General features: G+C 42.0%; 18 protein-coding genes and 1 tRNA gene. 9 read left to right on the top strand and 10 right to left on the bottom strand.

Going from position 1 to position 16716, the window contains the following annotated elements; all coding sequences use genetic code 11:
* Positions 1-48: 48 nt before the first annotated feature.
* The 3 genes from AC6JA8_RS09195 to msrA all read left to right on the top strand — a co-directional run bounded on the left by AC6JA8_RS09195 (position 49) and on the right by msrA (position 2122).
* Positions 49-1110 (top strand): hypothetical protein, encoded by a 1062-nt coding sequence (locus tag AC6JA8_RS09195; RefSeq protein WP_497976795.1) that lies wholly within the window; start codon positions 49-51, stop codon positions 1108-1110.
* A 72-nt stretch (positions 1111-1182) separates the two neighbouring features.
* Positions 1183-1512 carry a hypothetical protein gene (locus AC6JA8_RS09190; protein WP_497976794.1) on the top strand — a complete coding sequence of 110 codons (330 nt, stop codon included), beginning with the start codon at positions 1183-1185 and terminating at the stop codon, positions 1510-1512.
* Positions 1513-1564: 52 nt separating this feature from the next.
* A complete protein-coding gene (gene msrA, locus AC6JA8_RS09185) occupies positions 1565-2122 on the top strand; it encodes a peptide-methionine (S)-S-oxide reductase MsrA (RefSeq protein WP_497976793.1) in 558 nt (185 codons plus the stop codon).
* Here msrA and AC6JA8_RS09180 read toward each other — a convergent pair whose 3' ends face one another.
* Positions 2123-2671, bottom strand: coding sequence for a glutathione peroxidase (locus tag AC6JA8_RS09180; protein ID WP_497976792.1), 549 nt, complete (start codon positions 2669-2671; stop codon positions 2123-2125).
* A gap of 119 nt (positions 2672-2790) precedes the next feature.
* Positions 2791-3126 carry an FKBP-type peptidyl-prolyl cis-trans isomerase gene (locus AC6JA8_RS09175; protein WP_497976879.1) on the bottom strand — a complete coding sequence of 112 codons (336 nt, stop codon included), beginning with the start codon at positions 3124-3126 and terminating at the stop codon, positions 2791-2793.
* A 124-nt stretch (positions 3127-3250) separates the two neighbouring features.
* Here AC6JA8_RS09175 and AC6JA8_RS09170 point away from each other — a divergent pair, with 124 nt between their 5' ends.
* The 3 genes from AC6JA8_RS09170 to AC6JA8_RS09160 all read left to right on the top strand — a co-directional run bounded on the left by AC6JA8_RS09170 (position 3251) and on the right by AC6JA8_RS09160 (position 5353).
* Positions 3251-3676, top strand: a complete 426-nt coding sequence (locus AC6JA8_RS09170) for a hypothetical protein (RefSeq protein ID WP_497976791.1) — start codon at positions 3251-3253, stop codon at positions 3674-3676.
* Positions 3673-4695 carry a murein L,D-transpeptidase catalytic domain-containing protein gene (locus AC6JA8_RS09165; protein ID WP_497976790.1) on the top strand — a complete coding sequence of 341 codons (1023 nt, stop codon included), beginning with the start codon at positions 3673-3675 and terminating at the stop codon, positions 4693-4695. Before AC6JA8_RS09170 ends, AC6JA8_RS09165 begins: the two co-directional genes overlap by 4 nt.
* Positions 4696-4840: 145 nt before the next feature.
* Complete coding sequence (locus AC6JA8_RS09160) at positions 4841-5353, top strand: hypothetical protein (protein WP_497976789.1); 513 nt, start codon at positions 4841-4843, stop codon at positions 5351-5353.
* Positions 5354-5589: 236 nt separating this feature from the next.
* Here AC6JA8_RS09160 and AC6JA8_RS09155 read toward each other — a convergent pair.
* Positions 5590-5673, bottom strand: a tRNA-Leu gene (locus AC6JA8_RS09155).
* 26 nt (positions 5674-5699) lie between these two features.
* Positions 5700-6062, bottom strand: coding sequence for a hypothetical protein (locus tag AC6JA8_RS09150; protein WP_102243525.1), 363 nt, complete (start codon positions 6060-6062; stop codon positions 5700-5702).
* A gap of 263 nt (positions 6063-6325) precedes the next feature.
* On the opposite strand from AC6JA8_RS09150, the gene AC6JA8_RS09145 reads away from it, so the two are divergent.
* Positions 6326-6562, top strand: a complete 237-nt coding sequence (locus AC6JA8_RS09145; RefSeq protein WP_185902991.1) for a uracil-DNA glycosylase — start codon at positions 6326-6328, stop codon at positions 6560-6562.
* Here the strand turns inward: AC6JA8_RS09145 and mnmA are convergent.
* Genes mnmA through AC6JA8_RS09130 form a run of 3 tightly spaced genes read right to left on the bottom strand, consistent with a single transcriptional unit; the run spans position 6540 to position 9952 of the window.
* Positions 6540-7691: a tRNA 2-thiouridine(34) synthase MnmA gene (mnmA, locus tag AC6JA8_RS09140; RefSeq protein ID WP_497976788.1), complete on the bottom strand. Its 1152-nt coding sequence runs from the start codon at positions 7689-7691 to the stop codon at positions 6540-6542. The genes AC6JA8_RS09145 and mnmA overlap by 23 nt on opposite strands.
* Positions 7692-7719: 28 nt before the next feature.
* Complete coding sequence (locus tag AC6JA8_RS09135; RefSeq protein WP_497976787.1) at positions 7720-8778, bottom strand: M28 family metallopeptidase; 1059 nt, start codon at positions 8776-8778, stop codon at positions 7720-7722.
* Positions 8726-9952 carry an aminomethyltransferase beta-barrel domain-containing protein gene (locus AC6JA8_RS09130; RefSeq protein ID WP_497976786.1) on the bottom strand — a complete coding sequence of 409 codons (1227 nt, stop codon included), beginning with the start codon at positions 9950-9952 and terminating at the stop codon, positions 8726-8728. Before AC6JA8_RS09130 ends, AC6JA8_RS09135 begins: the two co-directional genes overlap by 53 nt.
* 128 nt (positions 9953-10080) lie before the next feature.
* Between AC6JA8_RS09130 and AC6JA8_RS09125 the strand changes: the two genes are divergently transcribed.
* Both AC6JA8_RS09125 and AC6JA8_RS09120 read left to right on the top strand, forming a co-directional pair.
* A complete protein-coding gene (locus AC6JA8_RS09125) occupies positions 10081-10788 on the top strand; it encodes a hypothetical protein (RefSeq protein WP_497976785.1) in 708 nt (235 codons plus the stop codon).
* A gap of 47 nt (positions 10789-10835) precedes the next feature.
* Positions 10836-11981, top strand: coding sequence for a DNA cytosine methyltransferase (locus tag AC6JA8_RS09120; RefSeq protein WP_497976784.1), 1146 nt, complete (start codon positions 10836-10838; stop codon positions 11979-11981).
* Here AC6JA8_RS09120 and AC6JA8_RS09115 read toward each other — a convergent pair.
* Genes AC6JA8_RS09115 through AC6JA8_RS09105 form a run of 3 tightly spaced genes read right to left on the bottom strand, consistent with a single transcriptional unit; the run spans position 11971 to position 16714 of the window.
* Positions 11971-13119: a sensor histidine kinase gene (locus tag AC6JA8_RS09115; protein WP_497976783.1), complete on the bottom strand. Its 1149-nt coding sequence runs from the start codon at positions 13117-13119 to the stop codon at positions 11971-11973. The genes AC6JA8_RS09120 and AC6JA8_RS09115 overlap by 11 nt on opposite strands.
* Before the next feature lie 38 nt (positions 13120-13157).
* Positions 13158-15023, bottom strand: coding sequence for an ABC transporter ATP-binding protein (locus AC6JA8_RS09110; protein WP_497976782.1), 1866 nt, complete (start codon positions 15021-15023; stop codon positions 13158-13160).
* Positions 15020-16714, bottom strand: coding sequence for an ABC transporter ATP-binding protein (locus AC6JA8_RS09105; protein ID WP_497976781.1), 1695 nt, complete (start codon positions 16712-16714; stop codon positions 15020-15022). The genes AC6JA8_RS09110 and AC6JA8_RS09105 overlap by 4 nt, the downstream gene beginning before the upstream one ends.
* Positions 16715-16716: the final 2 nt, after the last annotated feature.

Here is a 16716-nt window from a genome sequence, read left to right as displayed (position 1 = left end):
AAGTCAGACCAAACTTGATTTATTTTGGTTCTGATTTATCCTTTTTGTATGACTGAACTTACTAAAAAGAATTGGTATATCCATGGCCATAAAAGCGACATCGCTTTTATTATCCTTTGCCCGCTCATCGCTCTTGTTATCGTCGCTCTGATTTGCGAGCCCCGCGATGGAAATTATATCTACAGCAACCTGACACCTATCTGGTTTACCGTGGCCGCCTCTGTTTTAACTCACGCCCATGTGCTTTTAGTTTTTGCCAGAAGCCATTTAAATGTCACAGTCTTTAAACGCTATAAATACCGCTTTACCGTCATCCCATTAATGCTTCTTATCGCCATGTGGGTTTCTCCCATTGTTTTTGGATCGATGGGGATTATCGGTGTCTACTGGGACGAGTGGCATTCACTTATGCAGACATTTGGCTTTGGTAGAATTTATGACGGGAAAAAAGGCAATGACCCACTCGCTGGAAGAAAGCTTGATATGGGGATGGCCTTTGTCGCTGGCCTTCTTCCCAACATTATTCTTCTCACCTATCTTCCAGACACTCAAGTTAACGGTGCTTTGGTTGAGTATTTAGAAATGCCTATCATGGTGGTTAAACAACATGGATGGCTGATCACTTCGGCCCGCATTCCACTTATTCTCTTAGGCGTGGGATACACTCTGTTTTATATCTACTCTTATAATAAACTCATTAAAAATGGTTACCAGTACTCTAAAGCGAAGTTTGCTCTTTTTGCTGTTACTGGTGTGACCACTATTTTGATCTCATGCTTTTATACGATTGCCGATGGTGTATTCTTTGGAAACATCTATCATGCTCTTCAATACATTTATATCGTCTACGCCAGCGAGAAATCAAACCTGACAGAAATTGCTGTCAAAAAAGAAGAGGCCGGTATTCGCCTGGAAAAGAAAGATCACCGAGTTGGAATTCTTATTTTCTTTCTCTTGATTATCCCTATGATTTTTATCTTTGCAGGCCTTCGTCAGGTCACCCAAAAAATGGAGTATGTCGCTGCCTTCTGGCTTTTAACATCGCTGATGCACTTCTGGTTTGATGGGTTTATATGGTCTGTCAGACGCCAGGATATCAAACTTAATTAAATCCTTCTTGACGAAGTTTGCGTGAAAAAGGTATTCGGTAATTCCTTATAAAACTCTTTATAAGGATCAAACATGAAACCTCTTTTGCTCTCCTTGCTTCTTATTAGTTTCAATCTTCAAGCACAAGAACCAAATCTCAAGATCTCAGACGACTCTGGCGCTGTTGTGACACTTGCAAAGGGCGAGAGCATGTCGAACCTGCTCCTCTATTCTGAAAACAGCGTAGAGAGCTGTTTTAGTGGCAATGCTGACGAGTTAATCAATGAGATCAATGGGCGTCTCTTTGAAGATAGTGATTGGGGCCTAAGTGATGGCAAGGTACTTGATCAAAACCATATCGGTTTTATGTTTTGGGACTTAGGTGGAATACTTAACTCCTTCATAGTAGAGCGTTGCCTCTAGTCCAGCGCTTGTCGAATTGATCTGTTTTTATAAATTCGGGTAGAATGAAGTTATGAAAAAAATCATTCTACTCAGTTCACTCATCTTCACTTTTTCTCTTCATGCTGAAGTCGCGACTTTTGCGGCCGGATGTTTTTGGGGAACAGAAGAGTTCTTCAGAAAAATCCCGGGAGTACAAAAAACAGAAGTTGGATACACCGGCGGAAAAACATCTAATCCAAAATACGATGAAATGCACGATGGTCACACAGGACACGCTGAAAGTGTTGAGATCACCTTTGATCCAAAAGTTGTGAGTTATGAATTTCTCCTGGATCAATTCTTTAAAATGCACGACCCGACAACTCTTAACCGCCAGGGCAACGACGAAGGAAACCAATACCGCTCAGCTGTCTTTACTCACGGGCCTGAGCAAATGAAAAAAGCGCTGGCCTTTAAAAACAAAGTGGATCAATCAAAGGCGTGGAAAAAACCAGTGGTGACAGAGATCACAGAAGCTAAAAAGTTCTGGCGGGCAGAGGAGTATCACCAAAAATACCTGGTTAAAAATCCCGGAGGATATGACAACCACTACCTGCGCCAGATTTCCTTTGAGCCTAAAAAGAAATAATTACTTTAAAGCACTCTCTATTGCGTGAGCGATGGCCGGGTCATCTGGCGTGATGTCCGGAGCAAAACGATTGACGACGTTTCCTTTTTTATCCAATAAAAACTTTTCAAAGTTCCACATGATGTCGCCGGCCTTACCGTTTAAGAGTCCGTGCTCGCGAAGTTTTGCTTCAAGAGTTCCACCGACCTTCATTGTCGCTACTGGCTTTTCTTCTGTTAAGAGTTCAAACAATGGGTGCTGTCCTTCACCTTTCACGACAAGTTTTGCGGCAACTGGAAATTTTACACCAAAAGTACTCGCACAGAATTTTTGAATTTCTTCATCTGTCCCCGGCTCTTGTCCGGCAAATTCATTGGCCGGAAAACCAACAACTAAGAAACCTTTGTCCTTATATTTTTCATAAAGATTTTCTAATCCTTCATACTGTGGAGTTAATCCGCATTTTGAAGCGACGTTGACCACCATGATGGCCTTGGCACCGAAGGCAGAAAGCGTCGTTGCTTTACCATCGGCCATTTTGAATTCGATTTGAGAGATCTTAGAGTCCATGCTTCTTCCTTGGGTTGAAGTTTAATTCATTCAAGGATAACGAAACTCTCCATTTGAGGGCAATCATTTTCCCTTATACAAACACTTCTTTTCGCTGACTCATAGTTTAAAAATGGTGTTTATTCTCTCGGGCGAACTTCTAAAAGTTCAATATGAAAAATAAGATTAGAGTTCGGCGTAATAAAAGCTCCAATCTGCCTGTCGCCGTAGGCCAGATGTGCAGGCACATGCAGTGTGCGCTTTCCTCCGACCTTCATGCCAATAAGACCTTGATCCCAGCCCTTAATCACGCGACCAACACCAAAAACAAATTGAAAAGGCTTTCCCCTGTCATGAGAAGAGTCAAACTTAGTCCCGTTTTCGAGGAAGCCTTCATAGTGTGCAAAAACCAAAGCGCCCTTTGAAGGCTCAGGCCCTTCACCAATCAAAGTGTCTGTAATAACAAGTTCACTAATACTCACGCCTCTCTCCTATTTCTGATTGCGACAGTCGGAAATGTGAAATCTTAATTTGTTTAGATTTACCTAAAATATCCGAAAAGACTTACTCTAGATAGTGTAAACCACTAAGGGAGTCAAAGTGAAATTTTTAATTCTTGTAGCTCTTCTCTTCGGAAGCGCTCAGCTTAGGGCCAGCGAAGAAGTGTGCGCCAAAAAATCCGTCGAATTAAACGGACAGTTTGGAAAAAATGAAGCTCCTCTTTTAAAACTGTGGTCTGAGACTGCCGGAAATTTTACGAAGCTCAATGTGACTAGCAAAGAGTCTTTTGCCAAGGCCCAATTTATTTTAAAAGATGAAGAAGGAAAAGAACTTAAGACTCAAACTCTTTCTTTAAAAAAAAATACAACGCCTCCATTTGATTTTATGAAAATGATTAATGAAGCCGTTATTCGCCCTAACATGCTAACCGTCAAACTCATCACAACAAAAGGTGAAATTTTCTGCTCGCAGGATATGACCGTTGTAGAAAAAGACGGACAAGGTGGAGTGTTAAAGAAGCTATGAGAAAAATACTAATTATTCTTTCTATTGTTGTTTACTCTAACACCGCTTCAGCGGGTATGCTCTCTCAAATCTGGGACAGTTTAAGAACATTTTTGGGTCTCGATATCACTCGCACTGTTAACGAAAGTGTGACTCCTCCGGGAGAAGTTTGCTCTGAAGCTCAAGGAGACAGACCGACATCGGATTATCCAGAGCAACCACAAATGGGTGCCTCCCCTACCTTTGATGAAGTGCCAGAAGAAGGTGAAGAAAAAGAAGTGGGCTTCTCACAAAAAGATGACACCGATGCTGACGAGCTTCGTGAACAACTAAAAAACAATTATAAAAAACTAGGTGGTGACCCGATTGCTCTCGAGCAGGCCCTGTGTTTTTATGACAAAAACCGCGGAGTCAATTTCGATGCGGCCGGCGATCCTTCAAGAAAAAAAGGAATCAAAATTCAAAACCAGAGATACATCACCATCAACGATATGAACAAAAGCTATTTCCAATCGCGCATGTTCATTCTTGATTTAGAAACGGGAAAAGTAAAAACCTACTATACATCTCACGGCTCTGGCGGGAAAAAAGGTGTTCCTGAAAGTGACGCCGGAACAGTTGAAACATCAAACCTCGATGGGTCTAATGCCTCTCCACGCGGTTTTTTTATCACAGGTTCAAGAATCAACGGCTCATCAGATCCAAAACAGCGCTGGAAATTTTCAATGAAACTTCACGGTCTCCAAGAAGGTGTTAATGACCGCTCATACTCAAGAGCTGTCGTCATGCATTCGTTTCCTGATGTGACCAACGATGTGGCCTCAAGCGATGATACAAAACCAAGTTTAAGAACTGATCCCTATCCTTTTTACCTGAGCCAGGGTTGTACAATGATTGGGCCAAAAGTAGCTGATGAGATTGTCGACACAATTAAAGCTCCAAATAACAGCTCAGGTGGAAGTCTATATTACAACTACTCGAGTGTTGAAAAAAACCGTGGTGAAGCCTATTGCGGTGATGAGAGTCTAATGAAGAAGTAATATTATAGAATTTCGTTCGTTATTGTTAGAGGCTTCCGATTGACACACTTTCTAACCTCATTGAACAGAACATTTTAAGTTTTTTATTTAATTAAACCGATCAACAGGAATCTTTAAGAGAAAACTTCTTTTAGGAGGACTGTTTATGACTAAAAAGATGTTGTTAATTATATACTTTTCACTAACTTCTATTCGTGCTTTTAGTGATGACATAACGATTGCTCAAAAAGAGTTTTATAGAAACCAATTACGAGAAAGCTTTCAACTTTTTCGGGACAGAAAAGACTTAACTTCTGCCGAAAAGCTGATCCAATCTGTTACGAACGATCAAATCGCCGAGTTTGGATCCAACGGAAAATTATTTGATTTAAAATACTGTGAAGACAGTTGTGCAAAAAAAGGGACAAGTGAAATTAGAACAGTTCTTGTAAAAAAAATTCCTTCGATAGAATTAAGTAGCAATACAAGAGAATGTAAGCAGTATTGTAAAGGAATGCTAAAAGAAGAAAGGGCATTTCTTAATGGCTTGACCGTGGGGTCTGCGAAGGCAGTCTCTAATGATTGCATCGGAGCAGTTAACTCATCAACTCTTATAAAATTACCTGATACAAAAATTGACAACCTCTCTCACAAAATACCGTTAACTTCTCCGAAATAATTGGTCTTGTGAGTCGTGGTGCGCGGGACTGGACTTGGCCTTCTCAAAAATGAACATCACGTTCATTTTCTTCAGGCCCTGGTCGCTCGTTTGTCAAAGCTTCCTGCTTTGCCATCACATATCAAATGTTCGCTTGCTCACATTCGACATGTGAACACTCTCTTCCTTCAAGTCCAGTCACTCTTTTAAAAAGACTGAGCTGCTTAAATTTTTGTAGATTTATTTTAGAATGATTGTGGTGCGCGGGACTGGACTTGAACCAGCACGCCTCGCGGCGCTACCACCTCAAGGTAGTGCGTCTGCCATTTCGCCACCCGCGCATAAGATGAGCGAATAGAATAAATAGTTAGCGTCTTCTAGGCAAGAACATTTCAATTTCATCGAGGTAAAATTTGATTCTTTGCTTAGCTTCAGCAATGGCCTCCATGCGCTCATTGATCAGCTTCACAAGTTTGTCATCTGGAGTAAGTGTGTCATTAGACTGGTGGCGGTTCATGAAAGCTTCTAAGCTTCCAAACGATGTTTCGTCTTCTAGTTCATTTTCAAAACGGTCATCTAAATGATTCGGGATATCGGCGTCAGTCATGTGCGAGTATTCATTTAATAGATCGAGCATCGGATCCTGCAGATTCTCTTCCAGCGGAAAGTTCTTGGCCGATGGAAAGAGCACTAGATTGTCGGTTTCTGTGGTTAGGGTTGTTGTCTTCATGGGTTGCAGGATCCTCAATTAAAAAAGCCTATTTTAAATCCAATACTTACAGTGCACTATGGGTGCCAAAAATCCTAAGTTATTTCAGCACGTTATACCTTGTTAGGTGACCAAAGATCAGCCACATCTAAAAGGCCTAGACAGTTGCCTGCCTTCTTTCCCCCAAATCGTAGCATGTGCAAAAATGGACTATTAAAAAATCTGGGCCTTATGTAAGATTTATAGTAGGTGTCGATAACCCTGACATGTGGAGATTTGTTTTTATGGACGAAAACACCAACCATCGAATCCCCTGTATGCGCTGTAAGCACTACTATTCTACGTTTGACCCTAAGATCCCTCGTGGATGCAAGCTCTACCAATTCCAATCAGCGACAATGCCTTATATCCTCGTTAAACAATCAACGGGCAAGGACTGTCCTTCTTTTGAAGAGAAAGCTAAAAAAGGCGGTGATGATGAGGGCGGGAAAAAGGATTTTAATGATCCGAAGTACTGGTAAGTTCCGGCATAGCTAAAGGTTTTTTCATCTCAAAATAACTAGGTCCAGAAGCTTCAATCATCGCTCCCCCTAAACAGATGTCTCCATCATAAAAGACCACCGACTGTCTTGGTGTAATGGCCCTTTGAGCTTGGTCGAACTCGACATAGATTCTGTCGCCTTCAATTTTCGTCACAGTACAGGCCTGGTCTTTCTGACGGTATCTCACCTTCGCTGTACATTTAAACGGCAGTGGGCGATCCCAAACTCCGCCAACAAACGAAAGATCCGTCGCCGTTAGAGTGTCAGCATACATATGTGGGTGGTGGTCTCCGCGCTCAACGATAACCACGTTTCTCTTCATATCTTTTCCAACCACAAACCAAGGCTCCCCTTGTCCACCAAGGCCCAGACCTTTTCTCTGTCCTAAAGTGTAATAAGTGGCTCCCGTGTGGCGGCCGACAATGGTCCCATCTAAAGTTTCAAAATTTCCATCTTCAAACGTCACATAGTTTGAAAGGAAATTTTTAAAATTTCTCTCACCGATAAAACAAATACCAGTCGAGTCTTTTTTCTCTTTCGTGGCCAGGTCGTATTTAGCGGCAATTCTTCTCACCTCAGTTTTTGGAATATGACCGATAGGGAAAAGAACTTTCTCTAAGATTTCTTTTTTAATTGTGTAGAGGAAATAAGACTGATCTTTAAGAGGGTCAGCACCCTTAACCAGGCGCTGTTCACCATCAACCATTAGACTTTGGCAGTAGTGACCAGTGGCCAGGAAGTCTGCTCCAAGCTCCATTGCTTTTTCAAAGAAAACTTTGAACTTGATTTCGCGGTTACAAAGAATGTCAGGATTAGGAGTGAAGCCCATTTTGTATTCTTCAACAAAATGCGAGAAGACTTGCTCTTTGTATTCTTTGATAAAATCTACCGAGTAGTATGGGATGTCGAGTTTCTCACAAACCTTAACGACGTCTGCGTATTCTTTTGATGACTGGCATACACCGTGTTCATCAAACTCTTCCCAGTTTTTCATGAATAGACCGACGACATTGTAGCCTTCTTCTTTAAGAAGGGCCGCACTCACCGAGGAGTCTACGCCTCCGCTCATGCCGACAATGACCAATGTTTCTGATTTAGGTTTATTCATAACGGGGGGTTTTATAGCACAAGGCCCGTTATTTGACTATGTCATAATTCCACGAGAGGACGGCGTAAGTGACGTACTTAAACACATTGGTGTAAGTAGCTATATTCAAGGTCTCCGCAAAGTCATTAGCGGTCATATAGCGGGGATTTAGGTCCGTTTGGCGGTTCTGGGTCAGTGTAATTCCTACAAACCCCGCTCCCCAAAGGTTCTCGGACGTGGCCGGAAAGCCAAGGGTGCTTGTCCCGTCGTTGATCTTTTCTTCTTTAAAAGAAATCGAACTGTACTCTCTTTCCCCCAATCTGGTGATGAGTTTTCCAAAGGCCGAATCCCCTTCTGTCCCGCTGGTGTAGAGTTTTAAATTGTTCAATTTTTTTTCTGTGTCTGTCGTTCTGCTGTCGTGGCCAAGCATCGTCAGATTAATAAAACCAGCAAGCTTCATTTCCGAGTTCAGGGATTTAACAAATTCTTTTGACCCCTGGGCCCCGAATTCTTCAGCATCTAAAAAAGCCAGGACAACAGTTTTTGGAAGATCGAGCTTGTTGTAAATTTCCATCATTGATAAAAGCATCGACACTCCAGAGCCATTGTTGTCTGCGCCCGGCATCTCACCTTTTAAAATCACTTTTCCTGTCTTGGGATCTTTTAAAAGTGTATCGTAATTGGCCATGAGGACAATCACCTCTTCTGGTTTTGTTATACCTTTTTTCTCCCAGATAAAATTCACACCTTTTTCTTTTGAAACACTCTCGTCTGAAAGAGTGAACTCCTGGCGTTTATAAGTGGCAGTTGTGTTATTGGCCGCTTTTAATTTTTCTTCGAGATAATCTTGAACTTTTTTATGACCTGCAGTTCCGATTAAACGCGAAGGTCTTCCGGCCGATAAAAACGAGCGCAGGTTTTCTTCAATATCTTTGCGAGGCATTTTTTCAACTAAGCTTCGCACTTGATAAGGATTTTTAACTTTCTTTTCGAAGTCCTGATACTCAAATGACCAGGCAGTGGCAGATGAGAAAATAAGAGCGCCAAATAAAAGCTTAGAAGCCCAATTTGACGACGTGACCTTGGTTTGTTTCTTCTTGATCTTCATCAGATTCCTCTTTTTTATCTGGAAGTGTGTTGTAATTGAATTCATCAAACATCCCACTATTTTCCACTAAACCTGAACCCACAACTTTTCCTTTGTCGTGTTCGCGATTGTAGAAAACCAAAAACTGACCAGGAACCAGAAGACCTTCTCGAGGAGTATCAAATTCCACTAATGCCTGAGCATTATTTTTAAAAAACAGGCGGCATGGAATCTTTTCCCCTTTGGGCGACATCTTCACATAACAAGACATCGGCAGTGACATATCGAGGTTAGTTCCCGGAAGAAACGCCGAAACCAATATCTGCTGGTGCTTTAATCTTTTTGGGTAATCAATGAAGATGTTTCCCTTAAAAGGCACGATGGAGATAATTTGTTTTAAGGGATCAATTTGGATTTCATTTTTTTTGTCAAAAATCAGTCCTGATTGACCAACGTAATAGTGGTGAATCCCCTGGTGCTCACAAATGGAAGCATCAGAGACATAGTCATAGATATTTCCCGTGCGTCTTAAATCCTTAGACGAGCGGGCCTCGACTAACTTTGCCATGCGCGGGTCATGCATAATGTGTTTGTAGTTGCTTTTTATTCTTGGGATGAAATCGACTTTGATGAGTTCGCCGATTTTTTCGACTTCTTTTTTTCTAATTTCAGACAGTGGAAGAATTAAATTCTCCAGGTGTTTTTGCTCTAATCTTGCCAATGAATACGACTGATCAAACTCCAGGTCGTTGGCGACCATAAGTTCATACGCTCCGGTTTTTTGGTTTTTTAAAACCTTTGCATAGTGAGCTGTCGCCACCAGTGTCGTCTGGAATTTTTTTGCTTTTTCTAAAAGCACATCAAGCAGCACTGAATTTAAAAACACCAGTGGTTCAAAAGTCTGTCCGCTTAAAACTCTCCCGACTAAAGGGTCTAAAACCTTGTCAGTGAAAATATCAGCAGCATTAACGGCGTAAAAAGGAATGTCGAGGTAATTGCAAATACCTTTGATCTTATTTAAATCAAGGACGGCCACATCGGCAAACGGGCCCGCTTCTTCACCGTCAGCAAAAAGCTGAAGTCCGATTCCAATGCAACGATAGCCCTGCTTTTTAAGAAGGTACGCGGCCACAGTGGACTCAACTCCTCCGGTCATCGCAATAAGAACTGTTTTGGAACTGGTCTTTTCCTTCATAAAAATAGTATATCCGAAAACTTTTATTTTTAGGCATTGTTTTAAACAGTGGAAATAATGAATCCTGACAACGGAACTCGGATACTCTTTTTTTCAAGCTCGCCCCTGACTTTTCCGAAGAGACAACGATGACGAAGATCAACTTCGAAGAAAACTTCGAAATTTATTTATTCACTTATCCAAACGAAGAGGCCCAGGGAGCATCAAAGCTCAATGAGTTCCTTTCGTTTTTGAAGTTCCACAAGGTGGCGCTTCCGTATAAATTTTCGTTCGTCGCACGCGAAGCAAGTCTGATTCCGGAAATGACGTTAAACCAAAATATCCTGATTGATTTCACACCGGATTCATTAACTGAATCAAAAGAAGTTCAGTTCCAGGATTTTTTAGGCACTCAAGGCAACCGAGCTCTTGAGGCGCTTTATAAAAGTATTGAACTCCCTCATGAACTCCCGGATCAAACTAATGCGCAGATGAAGAAGGCCTGCTCATTGATGAAATCTCTGCTTTATGAAGGGCAATTCATCTTCCTGGAAGAGCCTGAAGTCGGTTTAGATCCAGAAACCCTGAATCTCTTCATCAATGCCTTAAAAGAGCACGTGAAGTCCCGCCAAATCAATGTTTTTATCTTCTCGCGAGACCTTTCGCTTTGGATGCCACACGCCCAAAAAATGGTTCAGAGAATGAAAGACTATAGCTTCCTAATCTCTCCCGTCTCTCGCAATTTCCTATGGGACGAAGAGCGCGAGCGCTTCTATGCTCCACCTGAGCTGGAACAATCTTTTGACAGCCTGAAATTCACCATTCCAAACCGTACAAGAAAAAAGAAAGCGGCCTAATTTTATCTTTGACAAAATCTCTCAGGAATCGAGATAATTGTCATACTATGACAAAAACAACACCTACTTTGAATTTCATCGACCTATTCTCTGGCGCCGGCGGGCTTTCTTGCGGGCTTGAATTAGCGGGGATGAAATGTGTTTTAGGTGTGGACATGGACAAAAATGCGATTGAAACCTTCAAGGCCAATCACCATTATGCCAACGCTCATTGTGGATCAATCGTCGATCTTTCTGCGGCCAAAATCAGAGAGCTCACAAAAGGTCAGGAAATCCACGCAGTAGTCGGTGGGCCTCCTTGCCAGGGCTTTTCAACAGTCGGTCTGGGCAACCCGAACGACCAAAGAAATATGCTTTTTAAAGAATTCATCCGCGTGGTGAAGGTCACTAACCCACTTTACGTCGTCATTGAAAACGTAACGGGTCTTCTGGCAAAGAAAAACGAAAAAACAATCCAATCAATTTTTAACATCTTCAACAAAATGGGATACACGCTTGACGTACAAGTGATGTCAGCTGAAAACTACGGTGTTCCTGAAAGAAGAAGACGCACTATCATCATTGGTTCACGCGTTCACCAACATATCACGTTCCCACAAATGACGAACAAAGTGATGACAGTTGGAGAAGCATTTAAAAACCTTAAAGCTCCAAACGGCAAATACCTTAACCACGATATCGAAGCCGCTAAAATCAAGTCGCCTATCGATCTTGAGCGCATTGCCTGCGTTCCCGAAGGAAAAGGTGTTCGTTACGAAGCTGATGAAAAAGCTTATTTCAAAAAGAAAAAATTAAAACTGGGTGTGAACTGGAAAGAGCTTCGCGAAAATAGATTCAGACAGACGAAATACCAACGTCTGGATAGAAAAAAGCCAAGCCCAACGATCATGACTCACAGACATAATTACTTTCACCCAACTGAAAACCGCTACCTGACTCAAAGAGAAGCAGCTAGCCTTCAGAGTTTTCCAAACGACTTCACTTTCCATGGACCGCTCTCAGCTCAGTGGAGACAAATTGGAAATGCAGTTCCGCCATTATTAGGAAAAGCAATCGGCTCAGCGATTCTTTCTATGCACGCTGAAAAGTCAGCGGCAAAAAAGAAGACTGCTAAAAAATCTGTTGGAGCTAAAGATTTAGTTCTTAACGTGAGAAAGAAAGCTTTCCTTTATAAAGAAGCCACTATTTCTTAAGTTCAACCACAAATGTTGTGTGAGGAGCGCTATCATCGATAGTGAGACTTCCACCGTGTGCTTCAAGGATTTTTCGGCACAACGACAATCCCAGTCCTGAGCCCACTCCGCGGTCTTTCGTGGTGAAAAAGGCATTGAACATCTTCTCCTGAATCTCTTTGGGAATCCCGTTACCAGAATCCATAAAACGCACCTGAATGCGCTCTCCAAGATCCCTGGCGGTAATTTCAATAGATTTTTCTGGAAGGTGGGAAATGGCATCTATCGCGTTGGAAATCAGGTTAACGAACACCTGAAAGATTTGAGTGAAATGGCAAGAGACTTCCATTTGGTTGATCTTTGGATCAAAAGTCACTGCGACCATATGTTCTTTGAGTTTATTTTCACAAATCACTAAAGCATCATCGACAATTTTTCCCAGGTTTTCTTTTACGTGTGGCTCAGCTGTTCCGTCCTGGCGGATGTAAACCTTAATCCCTTGCACGATCTTGGAAATTTTTTGTGAGCTCATTTCTACTTTTGTTAAAAGCTCCAATGCTTCATCATCATTTATTTTCTTTTTTGCTCGTCTGACATTGCCTTCAATCATCATGAGCGGATTATTAATATCGTGAATAATTCCTGCGAACATCTCCCCTAAATTAGCTAGCTTCTGCGTGAAGGAGACGTGGTCTTTTAGCTTTGAGAGTTCAGTGATATCAACGCCAATGACAACTGCTTTTTCTTTGTCTTCAAGTTTTGTTCCCGTCACCAGGTAAGTGTGATCAACACCGGAAATGCGGGCCTCTAGCTCGCGGTAAATCGTATCGCTCTTTGAGCGGAAAAGTTCTGTGACGAATTCGTAGAAGAAGCGCTCTTTGGTGTAAAAACCAATCGTCTTTCCGATGAAATCATCCGGAGTCACATTGCATGTGTCTGCTAAAGCGCGGTTGACGCCAAAATAAGTCATGTCGCTATTGACCCATGAAATAGTATTGGGGATTAAGTCGATAATGACTTTAAGCCTTTCATAATCATTTTTCATATGGGCCACACTTTCTCTCTCACGTGTCAGGAGTTCATCCATGGCACGCGCCAGATCGGCAGGCGATAAGTTTTGGTCAACAAGACGTTTGATTTCTGGATTATTAAACTTCATGAATTTAGTTTAACAAACGTTTGAAAATTTAAAAGAGTCTAATGAACCGATTGAGCATTATGCAGGCGATAGAAGTAATTCCCCTGAGTGAGAAGCTCGGATAAAGGCCCTTCTTCCACCAACTGCCCTTGGTTAAAGACCAGGATGCGGTCACACTGCTTAAGTGTTTCCAGGCGGTGAGCGATCATCAAACACGTTCTTCCCTTCATCATTTTCATGACGGCTTCGTGAATGATTTCTTCGTAGTGAGGGTCGATATTGGCCGTGGCCTCATCTAAAACCAGAATAGATGGGTTCTTTAATAAAACGCGGGTTAAACTCACCAACTGTCTTTGCCCGACAGAAAGGTTTGTCCCACCTTCTAAAACTTCCATATCAAGATTGAATCCTTCTTTTGAAAGAGCACGCACGAGTCCTGTGGTCTGTGAGGCCTCAATCAAGTATTGGTCTGTCTGCGTTTCATCACATGAGAGATTCTCTCTTAACGATCCTTTAAAAATAATCGCGTCTTGAGAAACAAAACCAATTTTATCTCTTAGAGCGTGGCGGTCGTAATTTCTAATTGGGATATCATCAATTAAGACTTCTCCTTCCTGGTATTCATATAAACGCGATAGAAGGGCCACTGTAGAGCTCTTTCCACATCCCGTCTTTCCTACCAGTCCGATTTTTTCTCCCGCTTGAATGTGGAAGTTCAAATCTTTTAGAACCCAGCCACCTTCAAGGTATTTCATAAAGACGTTTTCAAACTTGATATCACCATGAAGTGAGTTGGTGATCATCTTGCCGTTATTTTTTAACACTTCGTCTTCATCTTTTTCATTAAGAAAACTCATCACCCTTTCTGTACTTGTGAAAGCCTGCTGAACCACGTGGATTTCGCGCGATAAAAGCATCATCGGGTTAAAAAATCTTTCATAATAACGAACGAAGGCCACAAAAAGACCTACAGAATAAACACCGGTTAAAACTCCGTGCCCTCCGTACCAAACAAGTCCGATCAGAGGAATCGTTGCACAGAAAGACACCAGAGGCATACTCCATGCAAAAAGAGTGTTCCCTCTTAATTGAGCATAAAGATAATCATCAACTGTGTGGGCGTATTTTTCCATCGACCATTTTTCCAGGCCGTAATTTCTAATCGTCTCCACCCCGTTTAAATACTCTGAAAGTTTAGCGTTGATGGCCGAAGAGAATTTAGAAACTCTGCGGTTAGAGTTTTTTAAGAAGTCTTTCGTTTTAATAATCAAAATGATCGACGGAGTGATCGATAACGTCATGACTAATCCCAATTTTGGATTAGAGACAATCATGGCAGCGACAGCGAGAATCGTCATCATTGAAGCCGAGATTAAGTTTCCAAGGCCTGAAGTGAAAAATTCTTCAATCCCTTCAACGTCATGAGTGATACGAGTTACGATGCGCCCCTGAGGCTGGCGGTCATAATACTGCAGAGGAAGTTGTTGAAGTTTGGCAAAAAGATTTTTTCTTACTGAGAAAATAACTTTTGAAGCAGCAACGGCCAGCTTTTGTCTTCCCACCCAAATAAAGAAAATGCTTCCAATTTCTAAAAGCAGGATACTCACGGCATAGACGATAGACATATGCATGTCTCTTTTCATCAGCCCCTCTTCCAGTAAATCCCCCATCAGTTTTGATGAGTAAATCGCCAGGAAAGAACTCGAGAAAATAAGAGAGAGGGCAAACATGATTTGCCATTTATAAGGTTTTGCATAGTGAAGAAGAACCATGAAAGACTTTTTGTCTCCCATCCCTTTTTCCCCAACCTGACTTTCATCCTGGTCATCGGCCATTAAGTAAGTGTGCTGATGCAGGGCCAGTTGGTCCGGCAGGATGCGGTTAGAATTCTTTCTTCTGAATAAGGTTTTAAATCGTGCTTTCAATGGTGCGCCTTTAATTCAAAAGTGTGATTGCAGTATTTCAGTGTCGACTTTCTGTGGGCAACCCAAATAAGAGTGACATCTTTTAAATGCGTATCTAAGTTTTTCAAGATGCGCTCTTCAGTGATGGTGTCCACCGCACTCAAGCAGTCATCCAGGAAAAGAACTTTCGGTTCTCTGGCCAGTGCACGGGCAAGCGTTAAGCGCTGCTTTTGCCCACCTGAGAGGTTAATTCCCCACTCTCCTAACTGAGTGTCTAGTTTATGAGGGAAGGCTTCCACATCATCTTTAAGACCTGCAAGATCCAGGTATCTCCAGATGTCTTCGTCGCTGATATTTCTATCCATTGCCACGTTCACTTTAATCGAGTCAGCAAAAAGAAATGGTTTTTGATGAACGTACCCAATGTAGTTTCTTAAATCGTGATGACCGTAATCCGAAAAAGGTTTTCCAAATAAACGAACCTCTCCACCATTTTGGCGGTCAAGCCCGGTAAGAACTGAAAGGAGTGTTGTCTTTCCAGAACCAATAGGCCCCGTGATTCCCAGCCTGTCTCCTTTTTTTAATTTGAAGCTCAAGTTTTGAAACAGTGGCGCTGAATCTCTAAAAGCATAACTTAAATTCTCAACATCCAAAACGTGTTCAGATTTTGCATCATCAATCGGCGAGCCAATCATCAATAAAAACTGCTCTTTTTCATGCTGATAAATTTCTGCCAGACGCTCAAGTGCCGTAAAGCCTTTTTTCCATTCAGAAATAATAAACCCAAGCGACATTAATGGATCATGCAGAAGAAAAATTAATCCCTGCATAGAGATAAATTCACCAACCGTCATCTTGCCGTTAAAAGTAAAATAAATCCCCATCGCAAAAAGGACAACGTAAGAAATAATCGTCGCTGCTCCCATCACCGGGATGTATAAAAGAGAAAGCCAGATTCCTTTTAATCTTTTTTCACGGTGCTCTTCTGCGACACCCATTAAACGTCTTTCCCAAAAAGGGCCTGTCTGAGTTAGGCGCTGAAGCTTAATCGTTGAGACGGCCTGAGAAGAAAGGTCGTTAAAGTGCGAGAGTGTATCTTGCACCTGGCGGTACTGCTCGACTTCTCGTTTAGAAAGTTTGCGGACAAAAATCGGAACAAAAAGCAGAACCAAAAAAGAAAGCAGTGCCATCGGCACATGGATGAAGGCCATGGTGATAAAAGTAAAGGCCCCCAAGAAGGCCACGTCAAATACGGCCACCAGTGTGAAACCAAAAATAAAACGCGCACTCAAACTATCAGAGGCTGAAGCACTCATCAGTACACCTTTAGTGAACTTTCTATCTAAGTCTTCTTTCTTAAAGTAGCGAACGTGCTCCCATACATCACGGCGAAGATCGGCCGCCGCATAGTGAGTTTGTCTCCCCAGCGTAATCCTCCACATAAAGCGAAAGATATTGATTAAAATTCGTGACACGGCCAGGACGATAAAAAGAATAAGGAAGGTTTCCTCATCCGTCTTGCCCGTTAAATAAGTTGGGATAGGTTTTTTAGCAAAGAAGTCGACGATCCATCCGATGTTCTTCGGCGCCAGGATCTGCATAAGGTTTGTGAGTAAAACAGAAAGGGCCCCAAGTGCATACGTCGGCCAGCGGTCTTTTAAAAAAGACTTCCAGATAAAATAAGCGTGATCGTGAAACTTCGTGTTTCTCATAA

Source organism: Bacteriovorax sp. HI3, from assembly GCF_059738875.1.
The sequence above is the reverse complement of the archived record's forward strand: the minus strand, read 5'-3'. Positions and strand labels throughout refer to the sequence as shown.

Bases quoted from the DNA above. Each gene is read 5' to 3' on its own strand.
- AC6JA8_RS09195 (WP_497976795.1), top strand. From the start codon at position 49: ATGACTGAACTTACTAAAAAGAATTGGTATATCCATGGCCATAAAAGC.
- AC6JA8_RS09190 (WP_497976794.1), top strand. From the start codon at position 1,183: ATGAAACCTCTTTTGCTCTCCTTGCTTCTTATTAGTTTCAATCTTCAA.
- msrA (WP_497976793.1), top strand. From the start codon at position 1,565: ATGAAAAAAATCATTCTACTCAGTTCACTCATCTTCACTTTTTCTCTT.
- AC6JA8_RS09180 (WP_497976792.1), bottom strand. From the start codon at position 2,671: ATGGACTCTAAGATCTCTCAAATCGAATTCAAAATGGCCGATGGTAAA.
- AC6JA8_RS09165 (WP_497976790.1), top strand. From the start codon at position 3,673: ATGAGAAAAATACTAATTATTCTTTCTATTGTTGTTTACTCTAACACC.
- AC6JA8_RS09160 (WP_497976789.1), top strand. From the start codon at position 4,841: ATGACTAAAAAGATGTTGTTAATTATATACTTTTCACTAACTTCTATT.
- AC6JA8_RS09150 (WP_102243525.1), bottom strand. From the start codon at position 6,062: ATGAAGACAACAACCCTAACCACAGAAACCGACAATCTAGTGCTCTTT.
- AC6JA8_RS09145 (WP_185902991.1), top strand. From the start codon at position 6,326: ATGGACGAAAACACCAACCATCGAATCCCCTGTATGCGCTGTAAGCAC.
- mnmA (WP_497976788.1), bottom strand. From the start codon at position 7,691: ATGAATAAACCTAAATCAGAAACATTGGTCATTGTCGGCATGAGCGGA.
- AC6JA8_RS09135 (WP_497976787.1), bottom strand. From the start codon at position 8,778: ATGAAGATCAAGAAGAAACAAACCAAGGTCACGTCGTCAAATTGGGCT.
- AC6JA8_RS09130 (WP_497976786.1), bottom strand. From the start codon at position 9,952: ATGAAGGAAAAGACCAGTTCCAAAACAGTTCTTATTGCGATGACCGGA.
- AC6JA8_RS09125 (WP_497976785.1), top strand. From the start codon at position 10,081: ATGACGAAGATCAACTTCGAAGAAAACTTCGAAATTTATTTATTCACT.
- AC6JA8_RS09120 (WP_497976784.1), top strand. From the start codon at position 10,836: ATGACAAAAACAACACCTACTTTGAATTTCATCGACCTATTCTCTGGC.
- AC6JA8_RS09115 (WP_497976783.1), bottom strand. From the start codon at position 13,119: ATGAAGTTTAATAATCCAGAAATCAAACGTCTTGTTGACCAAAACTTA.
- AC6JA8_RS09105 (WP_497976781.1), bottom strand. From the start codon at position 16,714: ATGAGAAACACGAAGTTTCACGATCACGCTTATTTTATCTGGAAGTCT.